Below are 18,144 nucleotides of genomic sequence, written 5' to 3'. Positions count from 1 at the left end.
CTCTACCAACTGAGCTAATACACCCAAACTTCGGTACTACGATTGCAAGAGTAGATAATGGTGGGTGATGACGGGCTCGAACCGCCGACCCCCTCCGTGTAAAGGAGGTGCTCTACCAACTGAGCTAATCACCCAAATCTTATCTCTTACTGTACTTCTTAACGACTACACACTGCGGTATCACTCACTAATGAATGGTGGGTGATGACGGGCTCGAACCGCCGACCCCCTCCGTGTAAAGGAGGTGCTCTACCAACTGAGCTAATCACCCCCGCTGTGTGGAGTCGCATTATAGGGAGAGTTGAAAATGAGTCAACGCCTTTTCTAAAGATTTCGTTCGTTCGTCGTAAAAATAATCAACGCGATCGATAAATATCCATGGGTGATTGATTTGTCACCAGAATATGCGGATTGCTGATAGATAAAGGTATCGACATTGAGGAATCAGCGCACAGTGGTAGAATGTTGCCCACTCTTTATTTTCTGGCATTTGCCGGTTTTCCGGCATTTTTGCGTAATTAAGGCCGTTCAATGAAAATCAAAACTCGTTTTGCGCCAAGCCCAACAGGCTATTTGCACGTTGGCGGTGCTCGTACTGCTCTTTACTCCTGGCTTTTTGCTCGTAACCACGGCGGCGAGTTTGTGCTGCGTATAGAAGACACTGACCTTGAGCGTTCAACCCCAGAAGCTATCGAAGCTATTATGGATGGTATGAATTGGTTGAGTCTTGAGTGGGATGAAGGTCCGTACTACCAGACCAAACGTTTTGATCGTTATAACGCGGTTATCGACGAGATGTTGGAAGCTGGTACAGCGTACAAATGCTACTGCTCTAAAGAACGCCTTGAAGCGTTGCGTGAAGAACAAATGGCGAATGGCGACAAGCCACGCTATGACGGCCGCTGCCGTCACGGTCATGAACATCACGCAGCCGACGAACCTTGCGTTGTGCGTTTTGCCAACCCGCAAGACGGTTCTGTTATTTTCGACGACCAGATTCGTGGCCCAATCGAGTTTAGCAACCAGGAACTCGACGATCTGATTATTCGCCGTACCGATGGTTCCCCGACCTACAACTTCTGTGTTGTAGTGGATGATTGGGATATGCAAATAACTCACGTGGTGCGTGGGGAAGACCATATCAACAACACTCCGCGTCAGATTAACATCCTGAAAGCGTTGAATGCGCCGGTTCCGGTTTACGCTCACGTTTCTATGATTAACGGTGACGACGGTAAAAAACTGTCTAAACGCCACGGCGCGGTTAGCGTCATGCAGTATCGTGATGAGGGTTATCTGCCAGAAGCCCTGCTGAACTATCTAGTGCGTTTGGGCTGGTCGCATGGCGATCAGGAGATCTTTACTCGCGAAGAAATGGTCAAGCTGTTCACGCTCGATTCCGTCAGCAAATCTGCTAGCGCATTCAACACTGAGAAATTGCAGTGGCTGAACCACCACTACATTAATCATCTTGCACCTGAATATGTTGCGACCCAACTGCAATGGCATATTGAGCAGCAAAATATTGATACCCGCAATGGGCCGGAATTGGCTGAGCTGGTGAAACTGCTGGGCGATCGCTGCAAAACTCTGAAAGAGATGGCGGAAACGTGCCGTTATTTCTATGAAGACTTTAGCGAATTTGATGCAGACGCTGCGAAGAAGCACCTGCGTCCGGTTGCTCGTCAGCCGCTGGAAGTGGTGCGTGACAAACTGGCTGCGTTAACCGACTGGACTGCCGAAAATGTCCATAATGCGATTCAGGCAACGGCTGATGAGCTGGAAGTTGGGATGGGCAAAGTTGGTATGCCGCTGCGTGTGGCTGTTACTGGGGCAGGGCAGTCACCTGGCCTGGATGTGACAGTTCATGCTATTGGCAAACAGCGTTCTATCGCCCGTATCAACCAGGCGCTGGAATTTATCGCTGCACGCGAAGCACAACAGTAAAGCGAATAAAGCCGGCTATGCCGGCTTTTTAATACTCGTCGTCTTACTCATCACGAATACCTAAACGTTTCAAAACCCCTGCAATACCTTCTCGCAGCAGCAAAGCTGACATTTTTTCTTGCTCTGCTATCGACATTTGCTTGAGTGCATTCAACAGCAAACCTTCCAGCGACGAATCATTAACATGATAATTGCCTGGTTTTTCTGAAATGCGTTTAGCACTATTTATAAACTCGCGAACACGCTCATCCACATGGATCAGGCGCGCCTTTCCACCCTGAACGCCGGGTTTTTGAGTCGTTAACCAGCTTTCTTTTCTTACCCATTTGTTGATTGTTTGGCGACTATAACCAGTAATCATCGCCAGCTCTTCCGGGGTCATACGTTCCTTGAGCACAGTTATTCCTTAAGTTCAAAAGGGTTATTAGTGGTTCATTTTAGGGGATCATTTTACTGGAAACTGTGACAGGATTAACTACCGTACGATGAGAAGCAATTGAGATTTCCCGTATTGTTTGCTTTTTCGGCGATTAGTCGCAGAAGCAGAATTTGCCGTTGACACTATTGAACGGGTTTCATATGATGCCGCCCGTCGACACGACAAGGTGTTTACGGTATGGGGCTATAGCTCAGCTGGGAGAGCGCTTGCATGGCATGCAAGAGGTCAGCGGTTCGATCCCGCTTAGCTCCACCAAATCTTTACCAGCAAGATTTGTACCGTTTAACCCGAACCCATTCGTGGGGCTATAGCTCAGCTGGGAGAGCGCTTGCATGGCATGCAAGAGGTCAGCGGTTCGATCCCGCTTAGCTCCACCAAAATACGAAACCCTCGCCTGATGGCGGGGGTTTTTTGTTTTATACGTTCGTATATTTTGTTGTTATTTTGTGTCGCAGTGGGTTTTATTCAACGCCTAAATGAATAGTTGAATGTGATTTATTTGCAGTGTGAATATATCAAACTATTTCGCTTTGTTGTGTTGTATTAAAAGGCAATGAATTGAAAGGGATATAATTATACGTCAACTTGATTTGTTTAATAAATAAACGTATTCTTTGTCACCGAATAATGCTTTTAGCAATGATAAAATATCCACTCCAGGGCTTATGACATTTCCTCTAATAATCAAAAAATCGCTCACAGCACTGGTTTTATGTCTTTTGCTTTTACCTCTTTCTCGTTACCTTTCACCTTCAACCATTATTGATGGTAAACACACTTATTTAGCGTATCTTCCTGTAAGTTTTATGATTGCCATGGTGTTTCTCTATGGTCGAGTGGCGATTATTCCTTTGATAATAGCCTCCATTGTAACCTTTACTTACAGCCTGGATTTAGCCACTCCAGCGTTAGTCGCCTTTACCTTCAGCTTAATATTTCCCATAGCCGTTTGTAGCCTCGTGACCCGTTATTATCTGGGAAAGCGCTGGCGCCATGCTCTGTCCGATAAAGGCGTCGGGATTAGAATATTTTGGCTCGGTTTTATCGCCCCCTTCAGCATTAAATTACTGATGTATCTGACCGGGCATTACGTTTCTGTCCCAGTGAAACTTGCCCCTTATTTTGGCCATAACTCACTCATATTTATGGTGGTGGATTTCCAAAATCTGGTTGCGGCATCGCTTATCTTTACCGTCGTGTTTTATTACCCACTAAGAATGATCCTGAACCCACACTACGCTCGTGCATTTTGGCGTCGTTGCGTGATGCGAGATTTTGTGGGGCCGCGTCGTTTATATTCTTTCACCTGGATGCTGTGCCTGTTTACCCTGATGGTCGTGCTTTGTTCTTCATGGGGTGTATTGCAGGTTTCAGGGTATCTGGTGCCTATGATTTTTGTGCTGTTTACGTTGGGCATTCGTCATTTTGGCCCTCGTCTTATGGGGCTGCTGTGGGGGATTTCTGCCTGGTTATTGCTGACGTATAACGATGGTTTTCTTTACGGGGTTAATACTGAATTTGCCCTGTCATTTATCCTTTCTGTTTTTATCTCTTTCTCAGTCTGCATGTTATACATGACGATGATGTTTAAGGTAAATGAGTGGATGAAACGCATTTATCACTCGCAAGCCTTAACCGATCCACTCACGCAATTACCTAATTTACGCGCACTGGAATATCATGTGCAAAGCTACCCGGAAGGGACGCTTTGCTGCCTGCGGTTGTCTAATCTTGAGTTTCTGAGTCGTCATTACGGCATGATGATGCGCATTCATTGTAAGCGTATCGTAACCAGCCAGATAACCCCTTTCTTGCAGCAAGGTGAGCAAGTCTTTCAATTGCCAGGCAGTGAGTTATTAATATTTCTTCGTGGTCAGCATACCGATGCGCGTCTTGAGCATATTGTCGAGTTACTCAATAGCAAAAAAATAAAGTGGCATAACACGATGCTTGAGATTGAGTATGGCGCTTCTTATAGCGTTATTGACGACAGTCTTGATGAGTTACACCGGACATTAGGCCAATTAAGTTATCTCGCAGACCAGGCAAGTGAATCAATGTGTGTGCTTAGCCTGAACACACGCGTTGAAGATGTTTCTGACAAGACGACAGAGCGCGTCTTGTTGCTGCAAAAAATCAAACGGGCGCTGGATGAAGAAGAAGCCGTTGTACTTTATGCGCAGCCTATTGTTAATCAAGCTGGAAAGGGTTATCAGGAAATACTCAGCCGCATCATTTTTAACGATGAATTAATTACCCCGGATAAGTTTATTCCTGTTATTGCCGAGTTTAACCTCAGCACGCGCTTCGATATGTTAGTGATGAAGAAGCTGGTTAATTTCCTCTATCTCCATCCAAATGAGAGTGAGTACCCGCGTTTTTCCGTAAACCTGATGCCATTGACGCTGATGCAAAAGGATATCGCTCAAAAGATTGTTTCACTGTTCACTCAATTCCAGGTGCCTACCAGCAGTGTGATTATTGAAGTTACTGAAGAGCAGGCGTTTTCAGAATCAGAAATCTCAATGCAGAACATCACGTTACTGCGTGAAAATGGCTTTAAAATTGCGATTGATGATTTTGGCACCGGCTATGCGAATTACGAAAGGCTCAAACGGCTGCAGGCGGACATTATTAAGATTGATGGCTGTTTCATCAAAGATATCACCACGGACTCGCTTGACCCTCTGATTGTAAAATCTATTTGTGATATGGCCCATACGAAGCAATTGAGCGTTGTTGCTGAGTTTGTCGAAACGGAAGAGCAGCGGAGACTTCTTCATGAACTGGGCGTTCAGTTCCTGCAAGGTTATCTGATTGGCAAACCCGAGCCTCTAAATACAGTCCATACTTTTTAAGGTAGCAGTATGTTGCGAGCATATGATCACAGGACTGTATTGTGAGTACTTCAAGAGCGAGTCGATTTCGTTTGCCGTTGAGCAACACGCTACGTGTTATTCACCTGTGCTTCATTTTTGTTTTTGCCCTGACCGCAATCCTGTTCTGGCAGCAAGGGCAGCTGTTTAGTCAGGGTTATCGCTCCAGCCAGCTAAGTCATCTGGAAAGTGTGATTGCGCGCATAGAAAGCCGGGCGCAGTACAAGATTGATAACCTTCGCTATTTAAAAAGAATATTTATTGAAGCCATGGATGATCCGATCTTCCCCGGCAGCCCAGTGACGCCATGGGAAGTGAATGAAAATTCGATTCAAAGGCCGCTGTGGATAGGCGAGTTGCCCTTGCCTGATAGTGTCACTGAGGATGATGAATTACCGGATCAGGAGTCACTGGAGGTGCGCCAACAACTCAACGGGTTGCGTAAAATCCAGGGGCTTTTCCCCCTGGCAACCGGATCCCATGAACTGTTTGCCGATTTGTATTACATCTCGCGCGAAGGCGAATTTATCGCCTCTTTGTCGAAAGAGGTGAACTCGCTGCTGATCAATAGCTATAACCCACACGAAAAGCTGGGCAGTTTTGTGCTGGCATCCCCGCTATTAAATCCCAAACGAACGGCTTTCTGGACGCGACAAAATATTGCTAACAGCGATGAGACGCTGATCAACGCCTCTATCCCTGTCGATTTTGGGGGGGAATGGATTGGCTTGCTGGGCATTGCATTTGATAGCCAGTCAGTTCAGAAATTCCTCTTATCTTCGTTACCGGAAGACACCCAAAGTGCCTACCGACTGTATGATGCACAGTTAAAACCTCTGACGAAATCTGTGGGCGCGGAAAATAACGTTCAGTTAAGCGTGAAGCAGAAAGAAACCATTCTCCGAATGTTGGCGGATAATCCCCGTGGTAGCTTCCGTTCCGGATTGGTCTATATCACGTTTGGCCAGCTGAGAGGGACTCACTCGGTGCTGGTGAGCACCCAGACCGTGAGTCAGGGGCTGCATGAGGATTTTGGGCGATTCAGTTTACTTCTCGTCACGATGTTTTTGATTTTCTCGCTTTCCCTGTTGGGTGCCTACCGCATTATTTGCCGTCTGGTGCGGAATATGGGCAATTTGCAACGTGAAATGCAGCATCATGCCCTACACGATGATTTAACCGGGGCGCTTAACCGGCGTGGATTCTTCGATAAAACCTCGCAAATCATGTCGGACAATGTGGATTACACGCTAGTACAACTGGACCTCGACCACTTCAAGAATGTGAATGATGTCTACGGGCATTTGGTCGGTGACAATGTACTGGTGCATGCCACTCAACGTATTCAGCGTGCTATCCGTAACCAGGACATTTTGGGGCGTATAGGCGGGGAAGAGTTCTGTATTTACTTACCGAATTCCGATCTCAAGGCCGGGATTATGGTCGCAACACGAATTAAGTGGGAGCTTGAGTCTTCTGAAATGATTCTTGAGGACGGTTCATCCTTGCCTGTTACGGCATCGCTGGGCGTGGCGTCACATAGTGAGTTTCCAGAATACACGTTAGACCAAATACAGGCGCGGGCTGATATGCGAATGTACCGGGCGAAAGAGCGTGGGAGAAATCAGGTATGCTGGCAGGATGAAGACATTCAGGCATAAAAAAGCCGGGGCAAATTGCCCCGGCTTTTTATTGTGAGAATTACAAGAACAGACCAGCGATAGACGCTGACAGAATACTCACCAGAGTTGCGCCGTAAACCAGCTTCAGGCCAAAGCGAGAAACCACGTTACCTTGCTCTTCGTTCAGGCCTTTAATCGCACCCGCGATGATCCCGATAGAAGAGAAGTTGGCAAACGAAACCAGGAACACAGACAGGATACCTTCCGCACGTGGGGAAAGCGTCCCGGCCAGTTTTTGCAGATCCAGCATCGCAACGAATTCGTTGGAAACCAGTTTGGTGGCCATGATGCTACCCACCTGCAACGCTTCGTGGGAAGGAACACCCATAACCCAGGCGACCGGGTAGAAGATGTAACCCAGAATGCCCTGGAAGGAGATGCCGAAGACGGCAGCAAACAGGGCGTTCAGCGCAGCAATCAAAGCAATGAAGCCAATCAGCATCGCTGCAACGATAATCGCAACTTTAAAACCTGCCAGAATGTATTCACCGAGCATTTCGAAGAAGCTTTGGCCTTCGTGCAGGTTAGACATCTGGATATTTTCTTCGCTCTCATCAACGCGGTAGGGGTTGATCAGCGACAGTACGATAAAGGTACTGAACATGTTCAACACCAGCGCTGCGACCACATATTTTGGCTCGAGCATCGTCATGTAAGCACCGACAATCGACATGGACACGGTAGACATGGCCGTAGCGGACATGGTGTACATGCGGTTGCGAGACATCTTGCCGAGAATATCCTTATAAGCGATAAAGTTTTCTGATTGTCCCAGAATCAGCGAGCTTACGGCGTTAAAGGATTCCAGTTTACCCATACCATTCACTTTAGACAGAACGGTACCGATAAAGCGGATAACAATCGGCAGAACACGGATGTGCTGCAATATCCCGATCAGTGCGGAGATAAAGACGATTGGGCAAAGCACTTTCAGGAAGAAGAAGGCGAGTCCTTCGTCATTCATCTTACCGAATACAAAGTTTGTCCCTTCGTTGGCAAATGACAGCAGTTTCTCAAACATCTCTGAGAAACCTCTCACAAAGCCCAGGCCAATTTCTGAGTTCAGGAAGAACCAGGCCAGGATAAGTTCAATCACCAACAGTTGAACGATAAAGCGAATGCGGATCTGCTTACGGTTGCTACTCAGCAATAAAGCAAGTAGCGCAACCACGGCAAGCGCTAAGACAAAATGAAGAACGCGGGACATATTTGCTCCAAATATGAGGCAGGTTTAATTTCGTTGCACATTCTATGAAACAAGCAATAAGAAAACGAGACTAATCGCACACTATAATGATGTCGTGTGACCAAACTCAAAATTAGTGATCAACCATACATTTCTGCTATGTTAAGTAAAGAACATAAAAGTTGCGTCAACGCACATATCTTTAACATAGTGCTTGCTGCAATCAGGCTTCTTTAACAGGCGATCGAAATTCGCCACTGCTAATCCCTCACTATTGTTTCTGTCTATCAAAGTAATCGACTATGGCTTCTCAAATGAATTTGATAATCATTCTCACTTTTGATAGCTTGAAACATAGCAAAGGCTATATCTCCAGAGGCAGATGATGACAAACAGTCGCGTTGAAAATAGTGGTACTCGCACAGCGCGCAGATTACGCCTGGCGTTGATGGGGCCGGCTTTTATTGCTGCCATCGGTTATATCGATCCCGGTAACTTTGCGACCAACATCCAGGCCGGTGCCAGCTTTGGTTATAAATTGCTGTGGGTGGTGGTGTGGGCCAACTTCATGGCGATGCTTATCCAAATCCTCTCGGCAAAACTGGGGATTGCGACTGGTAAAAATCTCGCTGAGCAGATTCGCGACCATTATCCGCGTCCGGTGGTGTGGCTTTACTGGATACAGGCTGAAATTATCGCCATGGCGACTGATCTTGCTGAATTCATCGGTGCCGCGATAGGTTTCAAACTGATTCTCGGCGTCTCTTTACTACAAGGTGCGGTGCTAACGGGAATCGCGACTTTCCTGATACTGATGCTGCAACGGCGCGGCCAGAAACCGCTGGAAAAAGTGATTGGCGGATTACTGCTGTTCGTGGCGGCGGCTTACATTGTGGAGCTGATTTTCTCCCAGCCGAAACTGGTAGAACTCGGGAAAGGAATGTTGATTCCAAGTTTGCCGACCAGTGAAGCGGTATTTCTTGCCGCAGGCGTGCTCGGCGCAACCATTATGCCGCACGTCATTTATTTACATTCTTCGCTAACCCAACACCTGCACGGTGGTAATCGAGCCGAAAGGTATTCAGCAACTAAATGGGATGTCGCCATCGCGATGACCATTGCCGGGTTCGTCAACCTGGCTATGATGGCTACTGCGGCAGCCGCATTTCACTTCTCGGGCCACACCGGGGTTGCTGACCTGGACGAAGCGTACCTCACGCTTGAACCTTTACTTAGCCACTCTGCCGCCACGATTTTTGGTTTAAGTCTGGTTGCCGCGGGATTGTCATCAACCGTGGTGGGAACACTGGCGGGGCAGGTGGTGATGCAAGGCTTTGTGCGCTTCTATATTCCGCTGTGGGTGCGTCGCGCCGTCACCATGGCACCTTCGTTCATTGTTATTTTGATGGGGCTGGATCCGACCAGAATTCTGGTCATGAGCCAGGTATTACTCAGCTTCGGTATTGCCCTGGCACTGGTTCCGCTGCTTATCTTCACCAGCAATGAAAAATTGATGGGCGATTTGGTTAATACACGGATCGTGAGAATCACCGGATGGGTGATTGTCGCCATCGTCGTCGCGTTGAATTTGTGGCTGCTGATTGGCACGGTGTTAGGCCTGTAGCCCTTAAAAAGATGCAATAAAAAACGGGAGCCGAAGCTCCCGTTGTAAAATCTTAATGGCGATGACCACCGCCGTGACCATGTCCACGCCCGCCTCGTCCGCGATGATCGTCACGATCGTTCCAGCCTGCGCGGTAACCTTTCTCAAAGCTGCTACGACCACGGTCTTTGTACCAGCCACGGTGATAGCCATTGTCATGGCGGTGCCAGCGATTATCGCGCCACTCGTAATTTCGACGCCAGTAATCGCGGTCGCGCCAACCACCGCCATCCCAGTAATTACCGCGATAATCCTGATCGCCTATTTGCAGCTTAATTGACGGCAGCAGGGTGATTTCGCCCGCATTGGCCATCATTGGTGCTGATGCCAGTAATGCAATCGCAAGAATTAGTGACCTGAACATACTCTCTCCCTACATACGATAACCGCCAAGCGGCTTGTTAACGGTATAGTAAGTTGTGGTAACTAAGTGTTTCATCGCCACAACTCCTAATTCGTAGGGGAGAGCACTTTTTGCTAATTTAGCTGAAAATTAAATCAGTCCGTGTTAACGGTTACACTAATATTTCTTCGATTTCTGCCAGCTCAGCAGCGGTAAAATGACGGTTATCCAACATGCCTACCGCATCGTCTATCTGGCTGATTTTACTGGCACCAATCAACACCGAAGTGACTTTATCACCACGTAGCACCCAAGCCAGCGCCATTTGCGAAAGCTTCTGCCCACGTCGTTGCGCAATGGCGTTGAGTTTTCGGACTTTCTTCAGCTTATCTTCGGTCAGTTGATCCGCGTTCAGGAACTTGCTGCCGCTCGCCGCTCGTGAATCAGCAGGAATGCCATCAAGATAACGATCCGTAAGCTGCCCACCCGCCAATGGTGAAAACGCAATGCTGCCGACACCTTTTTCTTGCAGAACATCCAGCAAACCGCCTTCAACCCAACGCTCAAACATCGAATAACGCGGCTGGTGGATAAGGCATGGCGTGCCAAGAGAGTTCAAAATATCAATGGCTTGAGCCGCAAGTTCAGCCGGGTAATTTGAAATGCCGACATACAGTGCTTTGCCCTGGCGCACGACGGAGTCAAGAGCGCGCATTGTTTCTTCAAGCGGGGTTTCCGGGTCCGGACGGTGATGGTAAAAAATATCGACATATTCAAGACCCATGCGTTTCAGGCTTTGATCCAGGCTTGAAATCAGATATTTACGTGAACCCCAATCACCATAAGGGCCATCCCACATGGTATAGCCAGCTTTGGACGAAATAATCAGCTCATCACGATATGGAAGGAAATCTTCACGCAGGATACGACCAAAGTTTTCTTCGGCGGAACCTGGCGGTGGCCCGTAGTTATTCGCCAGGTCAAGATGGGTAATCCCTGAGTCAAACGCGCGGTGTAACAGCTGTCGGCTGTTTTCCAGCAGCGTGCTATCACCAAAGTTATGCCACAAACCCAGCGAAATAGCGGGGAGTTTTAAACCGCTGCGCCCACAACGACGATATTCCATTGATTCATAACGCGCAGAATTTGCCTGATAGACCATGTGAAATCCTTGGTGAGTGAATAATGCCAACTTAGTGTATACGTTTTCACAACATTGAAGGCCATCAGACTACTCCCCGATTAAGTGTAAATCCCTCTTTCCACGGCCTTATTCTCCTTGTTCCTCGACAGCGATCACAGATGTCCAATACTCACTGTAAGCCCTCAGAGAAGGAATGAGTCATGAATTACACTGTCGCGGACTATCTGCTGGACCGGTTCACCGAGGCTGGAATTAACCATCTTTTTGGTGTCCCCGGTGACTACAACTTACAGTTTCTGGATAACGTCATTAACAACCCAACCCTTGCATGGGTGGGGTGCGCCAACGAACTTAATGCAGCCTATGCCGCTGATGGCTACGCACGCTGTAACGGTGCGGCGGCTGTGCTGACGACGTTTGGTGTCGGCGAATTAAGTGCCATTAATGGTATCGCCGGAAGCTATGCCGAATATTTACCGGTCATACATGTGGTCGGCGCACCGTGTCTCGGTGCGCAGCGGCGGGGTGAATTGATGCATCACACTTTGGGTGATGGGGATTTCGGCCATTTCTCACGCATGGCGCAGGAAGTGACGGTGGCACAAGCCTCGCTCACCGCAGAAAATGCCTGTTACGAGATCGACCGGGTTTTGCAGCAGGCTTTATTGCAGCGCCGTCCGGGTTATTTACTGCTCCCAAGCGATGTTTCTCAGACACCTGCGACGCGCCCGACCAAACCCTTATTGCCGCAACAACCGTCCACCGACCCGGCATTACTCGCCCAATTCCGCGTCTGCGCACAAGCGCGCCTGGCAGAAAGCCGCAGCGTGGCGTTACTGGCTGATTTCCTGGCGCTGCGATTTGGGCAACAAAAAGCCTTGCAGCAATGGATGGACGACACGCCTATGCCACACGCCACATTGCTAATGGGCAAAGGATTATTCGATGAAGGCCAGCAAGGGTTTGTCGGGACTTATAGCGCCTCGGCCAGTTCGCCCACGGTAATTCAGGCGATTGAACAGGCTGAACTGGTTATTTGTGCGGGCGTGAAATTTACCGACACGCTAACAGCCGGATTCACCCAACATTTTTCTCTCCAGCAGACTATCGACATCCAGCCGAATGCCGCCCGAATTGGCGAGCGCTGGTTTAGTGGGATAGCGATGGCGCAAGCCATTGAAACTCTGCATCAGCTCTGCAAACACCAGGTTTCAGGCTGGTCTTCGCCGCAACAAAAACCGCCCGCGTTACCGGCGGCGACATCCGGGAAACTGGATCAGCACGCTTTCTGGCAATCCTTGCAAGGCTTCCTGCAAGCGGGGGATATCGTTCTTGCCGACCAGGGAACCGCTGCTTTTGGTGCTGCGACACTCACGCTTCCCGCAGGTGTCACGTTTATCGCTCAGCCGCTTTGGGGGTCGATAGGTTTTACCCTCCCTGCCGCATTTGGGGCGCAAACCGCCTGCCCAAATCGCCGCGTGATATTGCTGGTAGGCGATGGTTCGGCGCAACTCACCATCCAGGAAATAGGCTCGATGATGCGCGACGGGCAGCGCCCGGTGATTTTCTTGCTCAACAATGAGGGTTACACCGTTGAACGGGCTATTCACGGTGCCGAACAGCGTTACAACGACATTGCACCGTGGAACTGGACGCAAATTCCGCAGGCATTGAATGTTGATAATCAGGCGCAATGCTGGCGAGTGACGGAGCCGGTGCAGCTCGATGAGGTGATGCAGAAAGTGGCAAAAGCAGAACGACTGTCGCTGGTGGAAGTCGTTCTGCCGAAACAGGATATTCCTGAGCTTTTGCAGGCGATCACGGCATCGCTGGCGAAACGCAATGCCGGTTAGTCGGTCGAATTAATGGTGGATGACGCTGCGCTTATCCCCCCTACAACACCCATTCCGTAGGTCGGATAAGCGCAGCGTCATCCGGCAAAACTGGCAATGTAAAATTAAACTTTGGGTTTATCCGCCATCATGACCGGTTTGCCCGCCAGCAGCAGCCATGCGGGTAGCATCACGATACACAGCAATGGCAGCAATTTGATATCCGGCACCACCGCCATTGCCATAAAGAGGCTGAGCCAGCCATCGCGAGTCACCACCAATACCAGGCCAAGGATGGCACAGGATAGCGTAATGGCGGCCGGAACCGCTTCAACATGCTGGTGAAGCATCATGCCTAACGCCACTCCGACAAAAACCACCGGGAAAATACGCCCCCCACGGAAACCGCAGGCTGAGGCAATCACTAACGCCGCCAGTTTTACTACCGCAAACATCAGCAACGTGGCGACAGAATAATGCTGCACGGTGGATAGCTGGCGCATTTCATCCAGGCCTTTAAACAGCGTGACTTCGCCGCCAACCAACCCCAACACGCCTAGCAGAAAACCGCCGACGCCCAGAATTAACACCGGGTGTTTAAGCTGATGAATGAGACGGTGCGCACGTGGCAAGCACCACACCGCAATCATTCCCAGTGCAATGGCGATTGCCGCGACTACCGCACCGCTGAAGATATCAACCAGGCGCATTTCTGGATATTGCAGAGCGGGCAAAGAGAAATCAGGATGGAAGAACAGGTCGGTGGTCAACGCTCCCGCCGCCGCCGCCATCAGCGGGGCAAACAAACGGTCCCACAATGGCACATCATTGCTGCCATTGAGCGTCTGGGAAAACACCAGTGCTGCCGCAACCGGTGTGCCAAATAGTGCACCGATGGTGCCTGCTGCGGCAAGAATCGTCCAGTCCAGCGCGCCAACTCTTGGCAGCAAACGCGCCCCAATCGCTACCGCCAGCGCAATATTCACCGCCATAATCGGGTGTTCTGGCCCCAGACTCACGCCGCCTGCAAGCCCCAGCACCAGCGCAATAATCAGCCCCGGCAGCGCCATGACAGACACCGGTGCGCCAATCAAAGGTTCGGTTGCCGGATCGGGCCCCGCATGCCCCGGCATATAGCGAATCACTAGCCCCACGGCAATCCCCGTTAACGTCAGCATCAACAAAATCCACATCGGGGAGTTCATATCGAGATCAAATCTGGCGGGCAGTGATACCCAAAGATAACGCTGTAAAACAGCGGCAACTTTCATCACTACGATTAATACCAGGCTGGAAAAAATCCCAATCACTAACGCAGGGAGAGAGAGAACCAACATCGTTCTGGCTCGCGGATGGAGCATGTTTTATTCCTTAACTAAAATAAACTTTGCGCAAAATCGTCGCGGCAAACAGTCTGCCAGACCGGACATTTCGACCGCTATGCAATAAGGGCTGAAACACTCAATCTAATCTGTGACGAAGATCTATAATCCCAAGGCACTTATCATCTGGTCGTTGTTGTTTAGGCTAGCTAATTTTACAGTGATGCCAGGACTTATTTTGACTTTAGCGGAGCAGTGGAAGAATGACAAAATATGCTTTGGTGGGAGATGTAGGCGGCACCAATGCGCGTCTGGCACTGTGCAACGTTGAAAATGGTGACATCACCCAGGCAAAAACCTATTCGGGCCTCGATTTCCCAAGCCTTGAAGCGGTCGTGGTGCATTATCTCAAAGAGCACAATGTCAGTGTAACCGATGGTTGTATCGCAATTGCTTGCCCGATTACCGGCGACTGGGTGGCGATGACCAACCATACCTGGGCATTCTCTACCGCTGAGATGAAAAAGAATCTCGGCTTTGAACATCTGGAAATCATCAACGACTTTACTGCCGTTTCCATGGCGATTCCAATGATCAAAAATGAACATTTGATTAAGTTTGGCGGCGGCGAGCCGGTTGAAGGTAAACCTGTAGCGGTTTATGGCGCGGGCACTGGGTTGGGCGTCGCGCATCTGGTTCACGTCGATAAACGTTGGGTGAGTCTGCCGGGCGAAGGCGGTCACGTCGATTTTGCGCCAAACAGCGAAGAAGAGGGGATCATCCTCGAAGAGTTGCGCACTGAAATCGGCCATGTTTCTGCGGAGCGTGTGCTTTCAGGGCCGGGGCTGGTGAATCTGTATCGTGCCATTGTTAAATCAGATGGCCGTCAGCCGGAAAATTACAAGCCGAAAGACATCACTGAAAAAGCGCTCGAAGATAGCTGCACCGATTGTCGCCGTGCGCTGTCGCTGTTCTGCGTGATCATGGGTCGCTTTGGCGGCAACCTTGCTCTGACGTTGGGAACCTTCGGTGGCGTATATATCGCGGGCGGCATCGTGCCACGTTTCCTTGAGTTCTTTAAGGCTTCCGGTTTCCGTGGCGGTTTTGAGGATAAAGGGCGTTTTAAAGAATATGTGCAAAGCATCCCGGTGTACCTGATTGTTCACGATCAACCGGGGCTGCTCGGCGCTGGTGCGCATTTGCGTCAAACGCTGGGGCAGGTTCTGTAATCTCGTCGGGCGCAAATTCTTGCGCCCATTTTACAAGCGCATCAACGCCCGAAACTCTTTCACCTTGCTGCGACTCACCGGCACCTGAAAATCCAAATCCCGCAGGCGTAAAATATAGGTATTGTTAAACCACGGCTCTATCTCGCGAATTTTACTCAGGTTCACGCAATACGAGCGATGGCAGCGGAAGAAATGGCTTTCCGGCAGACGGTGGCAAAACTCAGTGATATTCATTGGCATCACATAGGCTTCGCGGCGCGTATACACAAAGGTCATTTTCTCGTGCGCTTCAGCGTAATAAATATCGTTAATATCGGTAACGATAATCCGCTCGTCCTTCACCAGATTAATCGTCAGCGCTTCACGGTTAGAACTGCTTCCTGAGGTCGGCGCATTCTGTTGCAGATATGCCGCCTCCAGCTTTTGCAGCATGCCAATAATGCGCGACTCCTGATACGGTTTCAGAATGTAGTCGAATGCTTCCAGCTCAAACGCTTCCACCGCGTGTTCTTTCCAGGCGGTGATAAACACGATAAAGGGCTTATGGGCAAACTTGCTGATGTTCTGCGCCAGCAAAACACCGTCTAAAGAAGGAATGTTGATGTCGAGAAAAATAGCGTCAACTTCATGATGTTGGAGGTATTTCAACACATCCATACCGTCATCAAAGGTGCCAACAACTTCCATTTGGCTGTGTTCTTTAATCAGCCAGTTTAGTTCCTGCTGCGCCAGCACTTCATCTTCGACGATGAGAACTTTCATGCGTTTCCTCCTTGTTGCGACAATAACGGTGGAACGGCGGTAGCAGCAGCGTGAGGCACGTAAAACGCAATCTCCGTACCCGGCTCAAGGCGGCGAATATGCAAACCTTCGCCATAAAGTAATTTTACCCTGTGATGCACATTTAACAGGCCGATTTTATTGCCTGGCATTTCGTTAGCTTCAACCCGTTCAATCACTTGCGGGTCGATACCATGCCCAGTGTCGCGCACCGCAATGCGCACGCGATTACCGCTCTCTTCAACGCTAATCGTCACCACACCTTTGCCTTTACATTGCTGAACACCATGAACAATCGCGTTCTCGACCAGCGGCTGAATCAGCAGGCTTGGGATCAGGCAATTCACTTCTTCATCAATGTTATAAATCACCGTCAGCTTGTCGCCAAAACGCGCCTGCTCAATAGCGATGTAATCTTTAATTTGATACAGCTCTTTTTTAATGTCGATCTGCTCATCGTCTTTTAATTCAATGTTATAGCGCAGATAACGCGACAAATTATAAATCAACTGACGGGCGGTATCGGGATTCATGCGAATAGACGATGAAATAGCATTTAACGCATTAAACAAGAAATGCGGGTTAATTTTGCTTTGTAGCGCCCGCAGTTCCGCTTTATTGGCCATTTCACGCAATTGCTCGGCCCGGGAAACCTCCAGTTGGGTGGATATAATCTGCGAAAGCCCCACCGCCATTTCTTGTAAGGTCGATGTAATCTGATGCGCGTGACGGTAATAGATTTTCAGCGTGCCCGTCACCACACCTTTTTCCCATAAAGGAATAATAATCAGCGAGTGAATTTCCGGGGTACGATACGCTTCATCATCATTACGAATAATGATTTTCCCTTCACGAAGAGCCAGCTGTGTTCTTGGGCTAATGCCGTCGTCGTTTTGCTTATAGTTGTCTTCGCCAAACCCGACGTAAGCCAGAACTTTATCGACATCGGTTATGGCTACCGCATCGGCATTAATATCGTCGCGGATAATATTGCAAACCTGACGCAAAGACTCACTGTTAACGTTACGAAATAGCGGCAGCGTTTTGTTGGCAATATCCAGCGCGAGTTTGGCCTGGCGTGCCGCACTGGCCTCTTTTTCACCCTCAACACTTTGCACCAGCACCACAATCAGGCCGATTGACACCGTGCCGAGGATCATCGGAATCCCGATTTTCGAGACAATATCTATCCCTAATTCAATGGATGGCGCCCACAGCACCACCAGAATCATGGTCATGGTTTCACACAACATGGCGCCGAAAATACCGACTCGCCAGTGCTGTTCTTTCGGGACTTTGCGGTTGATTAAACCTGAGATAATACCGGCGACGATACTGGTTATCAGACAGGGGACGGCAGTAATGCCATCAACATCAATCAGGTAACGATGCAGCCCGGCAATAATCCCGGTGATGATCCCTACCCACGGGCCAAATAAAATCCCGCCTGCCATCACGGCAATAATGCGCACATTCACCAGCGACCCTTCGACGTGAACGCCAGACCAGGTACTGAATAGAGCAAACATCGAGAAAATCGCCGTGACCGCCAATAACTCTTTGGGGGTGTGAGCGTTTTTATGCAGCAACTCGCGGAACAGGCGGATGCGAATCAAAAAGAACAGGCAAATAAGCATCAGCGCCGCACGGTCAAATACCGCCAGCAGCATGTCAAAGGTTTCGTGCACCGGTAACTCGCGT

Annotated in this window: 14 protein-coding genes and 4 tRNA genes; 9 read left to right on the top strand and 9 right to left on the bottom strand. The window is 49.3% G+C overall.

What is annotated here, in order from left to right; genetic code table 11:
* Window positions 1–58: 58 nt before the first annotated feature.
* Together GBAG_RS14600 and GBAG_RS14595 are read right to left on the bottom strand one after the other, a co-directional pair.
* Window positions 59–134, bottom strand: a tRNA-Val gene (locus tag GBAG_RS14600).
* A gap of 61 nt (window positions 135–195) precedes the next feature.
* A tRNA-Val gene (locus GBAG_RS14595) sits at window positions 196–271 on the bottom strand.
* 260 nt (window positions 272–531) lie between these two features.
* Between GBAG_RS14595 and gltX the strand changes: the two genes are divergently transcribed.
* A complete protein-coding gene (gene gltX, locus GBAG_RS14590; protein WP_034497447.1) occupies window positions 532–1,947 on the top strand; it encodes a glutamate--tRNA ligase in 1,416 nt (471 codons plus the stop codon).
* Between the two features lie 43 nt (window positions 1,948–1,990).
* Here gltX and GBAG_RS14585 read toward each other — a convergent pair whose 3' ends face one another.
* Window positions 1,991–2,344, bottom strand: coding sequence for a YfeC-like transcriptional regulator (locus GBAG_RS14585; RefSeq protein ID WP_034497446.1), 354 nt, complete (start codon window positions 2,342–2,344; stop codon window positions 1,991–1,993).
* A 221-nt stretch (window positions 2,345–2,565) separates the two neighbouring features.
* On the opposite strand from GBAG_RS14585, the gene GBAG_RS14580 reads away from it, so the two are divergent.
* From GBAG_RS14580 to GBAG_RS14565, 4 genes are all read left to right on the top strand, one after another.
* Window positions 2,566–2,641: transfer RNA gene (locus tag GBAG_RS14580), tRNA-Ala, on the top strand.
* Between the two features lie 46 nt (window positions 2,642–2,687).
* Window positions 2,688–2,763, top strand: a tRNA-Ala gene (locus GBAG_RS14575).
* A gap of 288 nt (window positions 2,764–3,051) precedes the next feature.
* On the top strand, window positions 3,052–5,244 hold the full coding sequence (locus GBAG_RS14570; protein WP_034497444.1) for an EAL domain-containing protein: 2,193 nt from the start codon (window positions 3,052–3,054) through the stop codon (window positions 5,242–5,244).
* A gap of 41 nt (window positions 5,245–5,285) precedes the next feature.
* Complete coding sequence (locus GBAG_RS14565) at window positions 5,286–6,923, top strand: diguanylate cyclase (protein WP_034497442.1); 1,638 nt, start codon at window positions 5,286–5,288, stop codon at window positions 6,921–6,923.
* A 40-nt stretch (window positions 6,924–6,963) separates the two neighbouring features.
* On the opposite strand, the gene GBAG_RS14560 is transcribed toward GBAG_RS14565, so the two are convergent.
* Window positions 6,964–8,151, bottom strand: coding sequence for a NupC/NupG family nucleoside CNT transporter (locus GBAG_RS14560; RefSeq protein ID WP_034497440.1), 1,188 nt, complete (start codon window positions 8,149–8,151; stop codon window positions 6,964–6,966).
* A 281-nt stretch (window positions 8,152–8,432) separates the two neighbouring features.
* On the opposite strand from GBAG_RS14560, the gene GBAG_RS23280 reads away from it, so the two are divergent.
* Together GBAG_RS23280 and GBAG_RS14555 are read left to right on the top strand one after the other, a co-directional pair.
* Complete coding sequence (locus GBAG_RS23280; RefSeq protein ID WP_425591309.1) at window positions 8,433–8,516, top strand: hypothetical protein; 84 nt, start codon at window positions 8,433–8,435, stop codon at window positions 8,514–8,516.
* The gene (locus GBAG_RS14555; RefSeq protein ID WP_034497437.1) at window positions 8,516–9,754 is read left to right on the top strand and encodes an Nramp family divalent metal transporter; all 1,239 of its coding nucleotides are present in this window, start codon (window positions 8,516–8,518) and stop codon (window positions 9,752–9,754) included. Before GBAG_RS23280 ends, GBAG_RS14555 begins: the two co-directional genes overlap by 1 nt.
* A gap of 52 nt (window positions 9,755–9,806) precedes the next feature.
* Here the strand turns inward: GBAG_RS14555 and GBAG_RS14550 are convergent, their stop codons facing one another.
* Window positions 9,807–10,157 carry a DUF2502 domain-containing protein gene (locus GBAG_RS14550; protein WP_034497435.1) on the bottom strand — a complete coding sequence of 117 codons (351 nt, stop codon included), beginning with the start codon at window positions 10,155–10,157 and terminating at the stop codon, window positions 9,807–9,809.
* A 151-nt stretch (window positions 10,158–10,308) separates the two neighbouring features.
* Window positions 10,309–11,298: an L-glyceraldehyde 3-phosphate reductase gene (gene mgrA / locus GBAG_RS14545; RefSeq protein WP_034497431.1), complete on the bottom strand. Its 990-nt coding sequence runs from the start codon at window positions 11,296–11,298 to the stop codon at window positions 10,309–10,311.
* A gap of 182 nt (window positions 11,299–11,480) precedes the next feature.
* On the opposite strand from mgrA, the gene GBAG_RS14540 reads away from it, so the two are divergent.
* Complete coding sequence (locus GBAG_RS14540; protein WP_034497429.1) at window positions 11,481–13,133, top strand: alpha-keto acid decarboxylase family protein; 1,653 nt, start codon at window positions 11,481–11,483, stop codon at window positions 13,131–13,133.
* 104 nt (window positions 13,134–13,237) lie between these two features.
* Here GBAG_RS14540 and GBAG_RS14535 read toward each other — a convergent pair whose 3' ends face one another.
* Window positions 13,238–14,473 (bottom strand): ion channel protein, encoded by a 1,236-nt coding sequence (locus GBAG_RS14535; RefSeq protein WP_034497426.1) that lies wholly within the window; start codon window positions 14,471–14,473, stop codon window positions 13,238–13,240.
* Between the two features lie 224 nt (window positions 14,474–14,697).
* Here GBAG_RS14535 and glk point away from each other — a divergent pair, with 224 nt between their 5' ends.
* Window positions 14,698–15,663, top strand: a complete 966-nt coding sequence (gene glk, locus GBAG_RS14530; RefSeq protein WP_034497424.1) for a glucokinase — start codon at window positions 14,698–14,700, stop codon at window positions 15,661–15,663.
* Window positions 15,664–15,693: 30 nt separating this feature from the next.
* On the opposite strand, the gene GBAG_RS14525 is transcribed toward glk, so the two are convergent.
* Together GBAG_RS14525 and GBAG_RS14520 are read right to left on the bottom strand one after the other, a co-directional pair.
* Window positions 15,694–16,425 carry a LytR/AlgR family response regulator transcription factor gene (locus GBAG_RS14525; protein ID WP_034497421.1) on the bottom strand — a complete coding sequence of 244 codons (732 nt, stop codon included), beginning with the start codon at window positions 16,423–16,425 and terminating at the stop codon, window positions 15,694–15,696.
* A complete protein-coding gene (locus tag GBAG_RS14520; protein ID WP_156104895.1) occupies window positions 16,422–18,131 on the bottom strand; it encodes a sensor histidine kinase in 1,710 nt (569 codons plus the stop codon). The genes GBAG_RS14525 and GBAG_RS14520 overlap by 4 nt, the downstream gene beginning before the upstream one ends.
* Window positions 18,132–18,144 lie beyond the last annotated feature (13 nt).

The sequence above is a fragment of the Buttiauxella agrestis ATCC 33320 genome (assembly GCF_000735355.1).
In the GTDB taxonomy this organism is placed as follows: domain Bacteria; phylum Pseudomonadota; class Gammaproteobacteria; order Enterobacterales; family Enterobacteriaceae; genus Buttiauxella; species Buttiauxella agrestis.
Note: the sequence above shows the minus strand (reverse complement) of the source record. Positions and strands in the feature narration are given on the sequence as shown.

What these genes read in the sequence shown, in the direction of transcription:
- gltX (WP_034497447.1), top strand. Translation starts at nt 532, where the DNA reads ATGAAAATCAAAACTCGTTTTGCGCCAAGCCCAACAGGCTATTTGCAC.
- GBAG_RS14570 (WP_034497444.1), top strand. Translation starts at nt 3,052, where the DNA reads ATGACATTTCCTCTAATAATCAAAAAATCGCTCACAGCACTGGTTTTA.
- GBAG_RS14560 (WP_034497440.1), bottom strand. Translation starts at nt 8,151, where the DNA reads ATGTCCCGCGTTCTTCATTTTGTCTTAGCGCTTGCCGTGGTTGCGCTA.
- GBAG_RS23280 (WP_425591309.1), top strand. Translation starts at nt 8,433, where the DNA reads ATGGCTTCTCAAATGAATTTGATAATCATTCTCACTTTTGATAGCTTG.
- GBAG_RS14555 (WP_034497437.1), top strand. Translation starts at nt 8,516, where the DNA reads ATGACAAACAGTCGCGTTGAAAATAGTGGTACTCGCACAGCGCGCAGA.
- GBAG_RS14550 (WP_034497435.1), bottom strand. Translation starts at nt 10,157, where the DNA reads ATGTTCAGGTCACTAATTCTTGCGATTGCATTACTGGCATCAGCACCA.
- mgrA (WP_034497431.1), bottom strand. Translation starts at nt 11,298, where the DNA reads ATGGTCTATCAGGCAAATTCTGCGCGTTATGAATCAATGGAATATCGT.
- GBAG_RS14540 (WP_034497429.1), top strand. Translation starts at nt 11,481, where the DNA reads ATGAATTACACTGTCGCGGACTATCTGCTGGACCGGTTCACCGAGGCT.
- GBAG_RS14535 (WP_034497426.1), bottom strand. Translation starts at nt 14,473, where the DNA reads ATGCTCCATCCGCGAGCCAGAACGATGTTGGTTCTCTCTCTCCCTGCG.
- glk (WP_034497424.1), top strand. Translation starts at nt 14,698, where the DNA reads ATGACAAAATATGCTTTGGTGGGAGATGTAGGCGGCACCAATGCGCGT.
- GBAG_RS14525 (WP_034497421.1), bottom strand. Translation starts at nt 16,425, where the DNA reads ATGAAAGTTCTCATCGTCGAAGATGAAGTGCTGGCGCAGCAGGAACTA.